The organism is Streptomyces sp. (assembly GCF_031181705.1).
In the GTDB taxonomy this organism is placed as follows: Bacteria; Actinomycetota; Actinomycetes; order Streptomycetales; family Streptomycetaceae; genus Streptomyces.
In genome coordinates this window covers 1-10,858 of record NZ_JAPSKN010000121.1, presented here as the reverse complement: position 1 = coordinate 10,858, position 10,858 = coordinate 1, and the positions used below count along the sequence as shown (strand labels likewise).

The following is a 10,858-nucleotide window of genomic DNA, read 5'->3' as shown; positions in this document are numbered from 1 at the left end:
CGGCGACGGCACCGCGGACGCCCTTGAGGGGCGTGCGGATCTCGCCGGGGGCCGCGGTCGCGGAGGACCGGATCGCGGGGGACTGGATCGCGGAGGACCGGATCGCGGGGGACTGGATCGCGGAGGATGCCGCGCCCGCCGTCTGCGGCCCGGGCGCATGCGGTTCCGCCGCCGTGGTCGCCGTGGTGCCGCGGCCCGCCGCGCGCAGCGCGTACTCCACGTCCGCCCGAAGGATCAGCCCGTCCGGGCCGGAGCCGGTCAGCTCGCGCAGGTCGAGGCCGTTCTGCCGGGCCAGCCGGCGGACCAGGGGCGAGATCACCGGCACGGGCCCGTCGTCGACGGCGACACCGCCCGCGTGCCCGTTCACCGGGCCGGTGGGAGCACCGGCCGCCGCCGGTGCGGCCACGCCGGCCCCGCCGCCCGGGGCGGCCCCGGCCCGCCCGTTCCCGGCGGCGCCGGGACGTGCGCCACCGGCCGCGGCCGCCGCGGAGGCACCCGTCACCGGCCGTCCCGGCCGGACCCTGCGGCGCCGCGCGGGCGCCTCGGACGTGCCGTAACCGACGAGGACGTTGCCCGAACCGTCACCGCCGGCACGGGACGAACCGTCACCGCCCGCACGGGGCAAGCCCTCGCCCCCGGCACCCGACGAGGAGCCGGCACCGGTTCCGGACGGGCTGCCCGCGCCGGTTCCGGCGGAACCCCGCGTACCGGCCCCGGCCGGCCCGTCGGCGCCGGGGTCCGCGCTGTCGCCGGACGGCGTCCGCTCCCCCACCGCCACCGTGATCAGCGGGGCCCCGACGGGCAGCTCCTGGCCCTCCTCGCCGAAGCGGGCCGTGACCACGCCGCCGTAGGGGCAGGGCACCTCGACCATCGCCTTGGCCGTCTCGACCTCGACGACCGGCTGGTCGATGGCGACCACGTCACCGACCTCGACCAGCCAGCGCACGATCTCCGCCTCGGTGAGCCCCTCTCCGAGGTCGGGCAGCTTGAACTCCAGCACCTGTGCCATCAGCTCTCGGCCTCCCACTGCAGGCGCCCCACGGCGTCCAGGATCCGGTCCACACCGGGCAGGTGGTGACGCTCCAGCATCGGCGGCGGGTACGGCACGTCGAACCCGGCCACACGCAGCACCGGCGCCTCCAGATGGTGGAAGCAGCGCTCCGTGACCCGGGCCGCGATCTCCCCGCCCGGGCCCCCGAAGGAGCCCGACTCGTGGACCACGACCGCGCGTCCCGTCCGCCGCACCGAGGCGCACACCGTCTCGTCGTCGAACGGCACCAGGGAGCGCAGGTCGACGACTTCGAGGTCCCAGCCCTCGGCCCGGGCCGCCTCGGCCGCCTCCATGCAGACGGGTACGGACGGCCCGTACGTGATGAGCGTGGCGCTCCGGCCCGAGCGCCGCACCACCGCGCGGCCGATGGGTTCAACGGGCGCGGGCTCCTCTGGGTTCCAGGAGTCCTTGGACCAGTACAGCCGCTTGGGCTCCAGGAAGACGACCGGGTCGTCGGAGGCGATGGAGGCGCGCAGCAGCCCGTAGGCGTCGGCGACCGTCGCGGGCGTGACGACATGGAGCCCCGCAGTCGCCATGTAGTACGCCTCGGAGGAGTCGCTGTGGTGCTCGACGCCGCCGATCCCGCCGCCGTAGGGGACGCGGATGGTGATCGGCAGGGGCATCTTGCCGCGGGTGCGGTTGCGCATCTTGGCCACGTGCGAGAGGAGCTGCTCGAACGCCGGGTAGGCGAACGCGTCGAACTGCATCTCCACGACCGGGCGCAGGCCGTACATGGCCATGCCGACGGCGGTGCCGAGGATGCCCGCCTCGGCCAGCGGGGTGTCCGTGCAGCGGTCCTCGCCGAACTCCTTGGCGAGTCCGTCGGTGACGCGGAAGACGCCGCCCAGGGTGCCGACGTCCTCGCCCATGACGTGCACGGCGGGGTCGGCGGCCATGGCGTCGCGCAGCGCGCGCGTGAGGGCCTGTGCCATGGTGGCCGGCTTGACGGCGACGGTGGTCATCGGTGCGTGCCCTCCTCCGGCTCGGCCTCGGCCTCCAGCTCGGCCCGCAGTTGCTCCCGCTGCTCCAGCAGCTGGGGCGTGGGTTCGGCGTAGACGTGGGTGAACAGGTCCATGGGGTCGAGGACCGGGTCCTGGTTCATCTGCTCGCGCAGGGAGGCGGCCATGGTCTCGGCGTCCTGGCGGGCGGCCTCGATGCCGGCCTCGTCGAGCAGGCCGCGCGCGGTCAGCTCGCGCTCCAGCAGCACGATCGGGTCGTGCTCGCGCCAGGCCTCGACCTCGGCGTCGCCCCGGTAGCGGGTGGCGTCGTCGGCGTTGGTGTGGGCGTCCATGCGGTAGGTGATCGCCTCCACCAGGACGGGACCGCCGCCCGCGCGCGCGTGGCGCACCGCGTCGGAGAGCACCTCGTGCACGGCGGCGGCGTCGTTGCCGTCGACCAGGCGGCCGGGCATGCCGTAGCCGACGGCCTTGTGGGCCAGCGACGGGGCCGCGGTCTGCTTGGCCAGCGGCACGGAGATCGCGAAGCCGTTGTTCTGCACGAGGAAGACGACCGGGGCCTGCCAGACGGCGGCGAAGTTCAGCGCCTCGTGGAAGTCGCCCTCGCTGGTGCCGCCGTCGCCGACCATGGCCAGCGCGACCACGTCGTCGCCCTTGAGGCGGGCGGCGTGCGCGAGGCCCACGGCGTGCGGCAGCTGCGTGGCCAGCGGGGTGGACAGGGGAGCGACCCGGTGCTCGTACGGGTCGTAGCCGGTGTGCCAGTCGCCGCGCAGCAGCGTGAGCGCCTGGGCCGGCTCCACACCGCGGGCGACCACGGCGAGGGTGTCGCGGTAGCTGGGGAAGAGCCAGTCCTGCTCCTGGAGCACCATCGCGGCGGCGACCTCGCAGGCCTCCTGCCCGGTGGTGGAGGGATAGACGGCGAGGCGGCCCTGCTTGGTGAGGGCGGTGGCCTGCGCGTTGTAGCGGCGGCCGCGGACGAGCTGGGCGTACAGCGTCCGCAGCAGCTCCGGGTCGGCCTTCGCGGCCGCCTCGGTGCCGAGGACGCGGTACGGCTCCGCGTCGGGCAACAGCGGCGCGGGGTCGGTACGCGGCTGCCAGGCGGGCGGCGGGGTCGGCCGGTACGCGCCCCGCTGCTCCATGACCGTCATGACGGCACCTCCTCGTGGGAGCGGATGGAGGCACGTCGGCTGTGATGCGCCTCACCTACCGATTGTTCGGTCGTCGGCACATTTTGGCTACGGGTGGCCTCAGGCTGTGGACAAACGGTTCTCCACAGCCTGAGATGGACGCAGTACGTCCATGGCGGGGAGGGTGGCGCGGGTGGCATCTGAACAAATGGCCGAGAGTGCGGACGACAGCGGCGCGCTGCCGCCTGCCAGACCGCTGGACGCCATCGACCAGGACATCCTGCGCATGCTCCAGGCGGACGGCCGCGCCTCGATACGGTCGGTCGCCGAACGGGTCCACGTCTCGCGCGCCAACGCCTACGCCCGCATCAACCGGCTCGTCGAGGACGGCGTGATCCGCGGTTTCGGCGCCCGGGTCGACCACGAGCGGGCGGGACAGGGCACGTCCGCGTACATCACGCTGAAGATCGTGCAGAACTCCTGGCGCACGGTGCGCGAGCAGCTCAGACAGCTGCCGGGCGCCTCCCACATCGCCCTGGTGGGCGGGGACTTCGACGTACTGCTGCTGGTGCACGTGTCCGACAACCGGTCGCTGCGCGAGCTGGTCCTGACCCGGCTCCAGGCGATCCCGGAGGTGCTCAGCACGCGCACGCTGCTGGTGTTCGAGGAGGAGGACCTGGAGCCCCAGGGCTGAGTCCGGCCGCTCCCGCGCAACGCCGGCCGCTCCCGCGGGGCCCAACCGCTGCCGCGAGGCTCAGCCGCTCTTGCGGAGGCCTCCGAAGGCCAGCTGCACCACCGCGTCGGCCACCTCGCGCTCGTTCATCCCGCGCCCGTCCGGCCGGTACCACTCGACGATCGAGTTGATCATCCCGAAGACCAGCCGGGTCACCAGCCGGACCTCCACGTCGCCGCGCACGTCCCCGTCGAGCGCCGCCGCCTTGAGCAGGTCGGCGACCCGGTGGTCGAATTCGCGGCGCCGTTCCAGGGCCCACCGCTCGGTGCCGGTGTTGCCGCGCACGCGCAGCAGCAACGTCACGTAGGGCAGTTCGGCTATCAGTACCTCGACCATGCGCCGCACGACGTACTCCAGGCGCTCGGCGGCACGCCCCACGCGCGCGTGCTCCTCGTCGAGGATCCCGAAGAGGCCGTCCAGGGCCCGGCTCACGGCCCGGCGCAGCAGCTCCTCCTTGCCGGTGACGTGGTGGTAGATCGAGGACTTGGAGATGCCGGCCGCCTTCGACAGGTGCTCCATGGAGGTGCCGTCGTAACCGCGCTCGTTGAACACCCGGACGGCGACGGACAGCAGCGTGTCCGGGGTGTAGGTGTCGCGCCTGGCGGTGGTCATGAGGCGTTGCCCTCCCGCTGGTCGGAGGCGTGGGCGTGGCGGTACAGCGCGAGGGACGGCGCGTAGCGTCCCGAGGGGTCGCGCAGGTGCAGGTCGTCCAGGAGCGCGTAGGCCCAGGAGCGGCCGAGCCTGCGGCTCCACTCGAAGGGACCCAGAGGGTAGTTGACGCCGAGGCGCATCGCGGTGTCGATGTCCTCCTCGGTGGCGACGCCCTTGGCGACCGCGTCGTGCGCGAGGTCGATGATCCGGGCGACGGTGCGGGCGACGATCATGCCGGGGACGTCACCGATGACGGTGACCTTCTTGCCGAGCGCCTGGAAGAGGCCGATCGCCTCGGCGAGGGTCTGCGGGGCGGTGTCCTGGGAAGCGGCCAGGGCGATCCGGGTCGCCGCGCGGTAGTCCAGGGCCAGGTCGAAGTAGACGACGTCCCGGAACTCCACGGAGGTCTGCCCGTCGGCGAGGGCCAGCTGCCCGCCGCTCGGCAGGACCAGCCGGGTGCCGTTGTCCTCATCCTCCTCGCGGACCTGGATGCCCGCCTCGCGGATCATCGGGAGCAGGTCGGAGGCCGGCCCCAGGTCGCCCTCGGCGACGACGTGGGCGGGCGGCCGGCGGTGTTCCGCCGTGTCCGGCTCGGGACGCTCGGCGCCGTCCCGGTAGTCGTACCAGCCGTGGCCGCTCTTGCGGCCCAGCCGGCCCGACTCGACCAGGCGGCGCTGGGCGAGGGACGGGGTGAAGCGCACGTCCTGGAAGAAGGCCTCCCAGACCGACCGCGTGACGGACTCGTTGACGTCCTGGCCGATCAGGTCGGTCAGCTCGAACGCGCCCATCCGGAAGCCGCCCGACTCGCGCAGCACGGCGTCGATGGTGGCCGGGTCGGCGCCCTGCGCCTCGTACACCGCGAAGGCCTCGGCGTAGAACGGCCGGGCGATGCGGTTGACGATGAAGCCGGGGGTGTCCGCGCAGGCGACCGGCGTCTTGCCCCAGGCGCGCGCGGTCTCGTACGCGCGCGTGGCGTACGTGACGTCGGTGGCGAAGCCGGAGACGACCTCGACCAGCGGCAGCAGCGGGGCGGGGTTGAAGAAGTGCAGGCCGACGAAGCGGCCGGGCACGCGCAGGGCGCCGCCGATGGCGGTGACGGACAGCGAGGAGGTGTTGGTGGCGAGCAGGCAGTCGTCGCCGACGACGTCCTCCAGCTCGCGGAACAGCTCCTGCTTGACGTCCAGCCGTTCCAGGACCGCCTCGACGACCAGCGAGCAGTCCGCGAGCTCGGCGAGGGTCTCGGCGGGCAGCAGACGGGCGCGGGCGGCGTCCCGGTCGGCGGCGGTGAGCCGCTCCTTCTCGACGAGCCGGTCCAGGCGGGCCCCGATCGCGTCGGCCGCCTGCCGCGCCCGCCCCGGAAGGGCGTCGTACAGCCGTACCGGATGGCCCGCGACCAGCGCGACCTGGGCGATTCCCTGGCCCATGGTGCCGGTGCCGACGACGGCCACGGGGCTGCTGAGGTCCAGTGCTGTCATGTGCGCGATCCTCCCGCACGGGGTTTTCCACAGATGCGGCGGACCCCCTTGAACCGACCGATCGTTCGGTTACTCTAGCTCTGTCCGAGTGTTCCTGCCCAGGTTTCTGCCCAGGTCATGAACTCGACGAAGAGTTCTTGAGACGAGGAGTTGGTCACCCATGACCGCCGCACTCTCGGCGCACGAGCTGATCGCCCGGCACCGGTCCACCCTCGACCAGGCGCTGGAAGCGATCCGCACGCGCGCGTACTGGTCCCCGCACCCCGAGCACCCCAAGGCCTACGGGGAGAACGGCAGCCTGGACGCGGCGGCGGGCAAGGCCGCCTTCGACGCCCTGCTCGGCTCCCGCCTCGACCTCGGCCAGCCCGGGACGGACGACTGGGTGGGCGGCGAGACCTCCCCGTACGGCGTCGACCTGGGCGTGACGTACCCGCACGCGGACCTCGACGTGCTGCTGCCCGCCATGAAGGCCGGGCAGCGGGCCTGGCGGGACGCGGGCGCGGAGCAGCGCGCGGTGGTCTGCCTGGAGATCCTCAAGCGCATCAGCGACCGGACGCACGAGTTCGCGCACGCCGTCATGCACACCTCCGGCCAGGCGTTCATGATGGCGTTCCAGGCGGGCGGACCGCACGCGCAGGACCGCGGCCTGGAAGCGGTGGCGTACGCGTACGTGGAGCAGGTGCGCACGCCCGACAACGCCGAGTGGACCAAGCCCCAGGGCAAGCGCGACCCGCTGGCCCTCACCAAGCAGTTCACGCCGGTCCCGCGCGGCATCGCCCTGATGATCGGCTGCAACACGTTCCCGACGTGGAACGGCTACCCGGGCCTGTTCGCCTCCCTCGCCACGGGCAACGCGGTCCTGGTCAAGCCCCACCCGCGCGCGGTGCTGCCGCTCGCCCTCACCGTGCAGGTGGCCCGCGAGGTGCTCGCCGAGACCGGCTTCGACCCGAACCTGGTCGCGCTGGCCGCCGAGCGCCCCGGCGAGGGCATCGCCAAGACGCTCGCGCTGCGCCCCGAGATCCGGATCATCGACTACACGGGCTCGACGGAGTTCGGCGACTGGCTGGAGGCCAACGCCCGCCAGGCGCAGGTCTACACGGAGAAGGCCGGCGTCAACACGGTCGTCGTGCACTCCACGTCGGACTACAAGGGCATGCTCTCCAACCTGGCCTTCTCGCTGTCCCTGTACAGCGGCCAGATGTGCACGACCCCGCAGAACCTGCTGATCCCGCGCGAGGGCATCACGACGGACCAGGGCCCCAAGTCCTACGACGAGGTCGTCGCCGATCTCGCGCGGGCCGTGGACGGGCTCCTGGGCGACGACGCCCGGGCGAACGCCCTGCTGGGCGCCATCGTCAACCCGGACGTGAAGGCCCGGCTGGAGGCCGCGGCGGGCCTGGGCGAGGTCGCCCTGGCGTCCCGCGAGATCACCAACCCGGACTTCCCCGGGGCGGTCGTGCGCTCGCCGGTCATCGTGAAGCTGGACGGGGCCAAGCCGGACGCCGAGGCCGCGTACATGAGCGAGTGCTTCGGGCCCGTGTCCTTCGCCGTCGCCGTCGACTCGGTCAGCGACGCGGTGGAGCTGCTGGGCCGGACCATCCGCGAGAAGGGCGCGATGACGGTCGGCGCGTACACCACCGACCCCGAGGTCGAGCAGGCCGTGCGGGAGGTCTGCCTGGAGGAGGCGGCGCAGCTGTCGCTGAACCTGACCGGCGGGGTGTACGTGAACCAGACGGCCGCGTTCTCCGACTTCCACGGTTCGGGCGGCAACCCGGCGGCCAGTGCGGCGCTGTGCGACGGGGCGTTCGTCGCGAACCGCTTCCGGGTGGTCGAGGTGCGGCGGGAGGCGTAGGAGGTCCCGGACCCTCAGGCGCCGCCGCAGCTCCAGTGGTAGAGGGTCATGGCCACGCTGGTCGCCAGGTTGTAGCTGCTGACCTGGGGGCGCATCGGCAGGGACAGCAGGTGGTCCGCCCGCGCGCGCAGCTCGGGTGACAGGCCGGTGCGCTCGGAGCCGAACGCGAGGACGGCGTCGTCCGGGAGCCTGACGCCCCGGATGTCGTCGCCCTCCGGGTCGAGGGCGAACAGCGGGCCGGGCGGCAGATCGGACACCTCAAGCCGCTCCACCGCCGTCGCGTAGTGCAGGCCCGCGCCGCCGCGCACGACCGCCGGGTGCCAGGGGTCGACCGTGCCCGTCGTCACCACGCCGGTCGCGCCGAAGCCCGCGGCCAGGCGGATCACCGCACCCGCGTTGCCGAGGTTGCGTGGATTGTCGAGCACCACCACGGGAGCCGTGCGGGGCGTGTGGGCCAGCCGCGCCAGGTGGGACGCGCGGGAGGGCCGTACCGCCAGGGCGGCCACGGCGGTCGGATGCGGGCGCGGCACCAGTGCCGCGTACGTCCCGTGCGGGACCTCCGTCAGCAGCCCGGCCAGGGTGTCCCGCACGTCCGGGGCCAGCTCGTCCGCCAGGGCGAGCGCGGCCGCCCGGTCGGCGGTGACCGCCACCGGCACCTCGGCGCCGAACCGCAGCGCGTGCTTGAGGGCGTGGAAGCCGTCGAGCAGGACGGTGGTCGCGGCGAGCCGGTGCCAGTCGGCGACGGGGTCGGTCATGCCCCGAAGCCTACGTGCGTGGCCTCGGCGCTCTCGTGGCCGCGCTGTCCGGGCACCCGTGGACGCTCGGCGCGGCGCAGGACCCGGTCCCGCGCGCGGGCCGCCCGGCCGCCCAGGCGGCGCAGGAACGACGTCGGCAGGAACACCGCGTCCACCGCGATCATCGCCAGCGAGAAGAACGGCAGGCCGAGGACGACGGCTATCGCGGCGTGCTCGACGATCATGACGGCCAGCAGGACGTTCTTCACCCGCCGGTTGAACAGCGTGAAGGGGAAGGCGACCTGGACGAGGACCGTCCCGTAGGTCACGAGCATCACGAGCGTGCCGCTGGCGGACAGCAGACCGGCCAGGGCGGGCCAGGGCGAGAAGGACTCCAGGTGGAGCGGGTAGTAGACAGCGGTGCCGTCCTGCCAGCGGGACCCCTGGATCTTGTACCAGCCGGCCGCCGCGTAGATCAGGCACGCCTCGGCCATGATCACGAGCAGGGCGCCGTTGTGCACGACGTTGGCGACGACGTCGAGCACGATCCGCGGCTCGCCCGAGCCGGCGCGGCGGCCGGCCAGCCACCACAGGGCCTGTGCCGCCCACACGGTCCACAACAGGGCCGGGATCAGCCAGTCGCCCTGCATCCGGCCGACCAGGGTCACCGCGAGCAGCACGCCCCCGAGGACGCCCCACAGGGCCGGTCCCGTCCGGTCGGTGACCCGCTCGCCGCGCCCGCGTGCCGCCCGGTCCCGCGCGGAACGCCGGGCGTCCAGCGACCACACCTGGGCACAGCGCGTGAACACCAGGTAGATCGACATCAGGTGCAGCACGTTGTCACCGCCGTCGCCCATGAAGACGCTGCGGTTCTGCAGCGACAGCACGCCGACCATGAACAGCACCGACATGGCGCGGGTGCGCCAGCCCAGCAGCAGCAGGGCGCTGGTGAGGATCGCCAGCGCGTAGACGATCTCGAACCAGACGCGGCCGTCGAACCACATCGCGACGGTGAAGGCACCGTTCGAGCCGATCAGCTGCTCGGCGAGGTCCCGGCTCCAGGGGCCGTCGGGGCCGTAGAGCTCCTGGCGGTGAGGGATCTCGCGGAGCAGGAACAGCAGCCAGGTGGCGCTGAAGCCGATGCGGACGACGGCGGTCTGGTGGGGGCCGAGGGCGGCCTCGGTGACCCGGGCGATGCCGCGCGAGACGGCCAGGGAGAAGCGGTTCACCGCACGCCTCCCAGGGCCTCGTCGCGCGGCACGTCCCACCAGGGCAGCTCACGATAGGAGGGCGTGGTGGAGACCTTCTCCCGGCTCCACTCGGGCGGGGGCACGTTGCTGGTGCGCGAGCGCACCTGCACCCGCTCCAGGACACCGCCGCCGCCCGTCGTGGCCCGCACCGCGTCGTTGCGGTCCAGGCGCAGCACCGCGATCCGGCGCAGATACGCCTCCGACAGCGCGCCGCGCAGGCCCACCGGGCGGTTCTGGCTGTCGTGGGTCGCGACGAAGAAGTCCCAGGCGCGGCGCAGCTCGTTCTGCTGGGTGTGGCTGGGCAGCGGGTTGCCGTCGATCGCCCGGCCGTCCTCGGCGGACAGGTCGTACCAGCCGCTGGTCACCGTCATGCCGTCCGCCCCGCGCACCGAGGCTCTGACCTGCACGGATATGTTCTGCTGCAGCGGGTTGGGGGCGAAGAGCTTCCAGTTCTGCTCGAACTCCGGATAGATCCACTCGTCCACGGCCTCGCCGTGCTCCTTGGTGACGGTGTTGGCCGGCGCCACGTGCAGGAACGTCATCCCGAGGTGCCCGCAGACCCCGACCGCGACGACCGCGAGGGCCAGCGCGACGACGATCCGGTACCGCAGGGACAACACGGCGATGCCGGCACGCGCCTCGGGCGGATTGGGGTTGGCGGGCGGCCCGGGATCGGCAGGTGACCGGGGGCCGGAGAGCGGCCGGCGAGCGGCGGGTGACCGGGGAGCGGCGGGTGCGCCGGGAACAAGCGGCTGGGACGTGACCGACGGATCCTCCTCGGCCGACGGACCCGATACGGCCGACGGACCCGATACGGCCGACGGATCCGCTGCGGCCTTCGATCCAGGCCCCGACGAAGCCGACCCTGCCGACGAACCCGGCTCGGCCGACGAACCCGGCTGGGCCGGCACGCCCGGGCCGTTCCGGGCGGTCGAGCCCTCGTCGTACGCGTCCATTCCGCCCCGTTCCACGATCCCGGTCCGTCGTTCCGTCCGCCCGGCCGCGAGGGCGTCGCACCGCACGCGCACC

10 protein-coding genes are annotated in these 10,858 nt (G+C 73.4%); 2 read left to right on the top strand and 8 right to left on the bottom strand.

The window, feature by feature from the left end; translation table 11 throughout:
* From RIN80_RS20895 to pdhA, 3 genes are all read right to left on the bottom strand, one after another.
* The coding region (locus tag RIN80_RS20895; protein WP_309097152.1) for a biotin/lipoyl-containing protein at window positions 1-1,009 on the bottom strand (1,009 nt) is incomplete at its 3' end.
* Window positions 1,009-2,013, bottom strand: a complete 1,005-nt coding sequence (locus RIN80_RS20890) for an alpha-ketoacid dehydrogenase subunit beta (protein ID WP_309097151.1) — start codon at window positions 2,011-2,013, stop codon at window positions 1,009-1,011. The genes RIN80_RS20890 and RIN80_RS20895, both read right to left, overlap by 1 nt.
* Complete coding sequence (gene pdhA / locus RIN80_RS20885) at window positions 2,010-3,155, bottom strand: pyruvate dehydrogenase (acetyl-transferring) E1 component subunit alpha (RefSeq protein ID WP_309097150.1); 1,146 nt, start codon at window positions 3,153-3,155, stop codon at window positions 2,010-2,012. Before pdhA ends, RIN80_RS20890 begins: the two co-directional genes overlap by 4 nt.
* Before the next feature lie 187 nt (window positions 3,156-3,342).
* Between pdhA and RIN80_RS20880 the strand changes: the two genes are divergently transcribed.
* Entirely contained in the window at window positions 3,343-3,828 is a 486-nt protein-coding gene (locus tag RIN80_RS20880; protein WP_309097160.1) for an Lrp/AsnC family transcriptional regulator, read from the top strand.
* A 60-nt stretch (window positions 3,829-3,888) separates the two neighbouring features.
* Here RIN80_RS20880 and RIN80_RS20875 read toward each other — a convergent pair whose 3' ends face one another.
* Together RIN80_RS20875 and RIN80_RS20870 are read right to left on the bottom strand one after the other, a co-directional pair.
* The gene (locus tag RIN80_RS20875) at window positions 3,889-4,479 is read right to left on the bottom strand and encodes a TetR/AcrR family transcriptional regulator (RefSeq protein ID WP_309097149.1); all 591 of its coding nucleotides are present in this window, start codon (window positions 4,477-4,479) and stop codon (window positions 3,889-3,891) included.
* Window positions 4,476-5,993, bottom strand: coding sequence for a 3-hydroxyacyl-CoA dehydrogenase (locus RIN80_RS20870; protein ID WP_309097148.1), 1,518 nt, complete (start codon window positions 5,991-5,993; stop codon window positions 4,476-4,478). The genes RIN80_RS20875 and RIN80_RS20870 overlap by 4 nt, the downstream gene beginning before the upstream one ends.
* A 160-nt stretch (window positions 5,994-6,153) precedes the next feature.
* Between RIN80_RS20870 and paaN the strand changes: the two genes are divergently transcribed.
* Window positions 6,154-7,845 carry a phenylacetic acid degradation protein PaaN gene (gene paaN, locus RIN80_RS20865; RefSeq protein WP_309097147.1) on the top strand — a complete coding sequence of 564 codons (1,692 nt, stop codon included), beginning with the start codon at window positions 6,154-6,156 and terminating at the stop codon, window positions 7,843-7,845.
* A 14-nt stretch (window positions 7,846-7,859) separates the two neighbouring features.
* Here the strand turns inward: paaN and RIN80_RS20860 are convergent, their stop codons facing one another.
* The 3 genes from RIN80_RS20860 to RIN80_RS20850 are packed head-to-tail and all read right to left on the bottom strand — an operon-like array spanning window position 7,860 to window position 10,785.
* On the bottom strand, window positions 7,860-8,600 hold the full coding sequence (locus tag RIN80_RS20860; protein WP_309097146.1) for a TrmH family RNA methyltransferase: 741 nt from the start codon (window positions 8,598-8,600) through the stop codon (window positions 7,860-7,862).
* A complete protein-coding gene (locus RIN80_RS20855) occupies window positions 8,597-9,808 on the bottom strand; it encodes an HTTM domain-containing protein (RefSeq protein ID WP_309097145.1) in 1,212 nt (403 codons plus the stop codon). Before RIN80_RS20855 ends, RIN80_RS20860 begins: the two co-directional genes overlap by 4 nt.
* Window positions 9,805-10,785 carry a DUF5819 family protein gene (locus tag RIN80_RS20850; RefSeq protein WP_309097159.1) on the bottom strand — a complete coding sequence of 327 codons (981 nt, stop codon included), beginning with the start codon at window positions 10,783-10,785 and terminating at the stop codon, window positions 9,805-9,807. The genes RIN80_RS20855 and RIN80_RS20850 overlap by 4 nt, the downstream gene beginning before the upstream one ends.
* Between the last annotated feature and the right edge of the window lie 73 nt (window positions 10,786-10,858).

Excerpts from the sequence above, each read along its gene's own strand:
- paaN (WP_309097147.1), top strand. The coding sequence starts at position 6,154 with ATGACCGCCGCACTCTCGGCGCACGAGCTGATCGCCCGGCACCGGTCC.
- RIN80_RS20875 (WP_309097149.1), bottom strand. The coding sequence starts at position 4,479 with ATGACCACCGCCAGGCGCGACACCTACACCCCGGACACGCTGCTGTCC.
- RIN80_RS20890 (WP_309097151.1), bottom strand. The coding sequence starts at position 2,013 with ATGACCACCGTCGCCGTCAAGCCGGCCACCATGGCACAGGCCCTCACG.
- RIN80_RS20870 (WP_309097148.1), bottom strand. The coding sequence starts at position 5,993 with ATGACAGCACTGGACCTCAGCAGCCCCGTGGCCGTCGTCGGCACCGGC.
- RIN80_RS20860 (WP_309097146.1), bottom strand. The coding sequence starts at position 8,600 with ATGACCGACCCCGTCGCCGACTGGCACCGGCTCGCCGCGACCACCGTC.
- pdhA (WP_309097150.1), bottom strand. The coding sequence starts at position 3,155 with ATGACGGTCATGGAGCAGCGGGGCGCGTACCGGCCGACCCCGCCGCCC.
- RIN80_RS20850 (WP_309097159.1), bottom strand. The coding sequence starts at position 10,785 with ATGGACGCGTACGACGAGGGCTCGACCGCCCGGAACGGCCCGGGCGTG.
- RIN80_RS20880 (WP_309097160.1), top strand. The coding sequence starts at position 3,343 with ATGGCCGAGAGTGCGGACGACAGCGGCGCGCTGCCGCCTGCCAGACCG.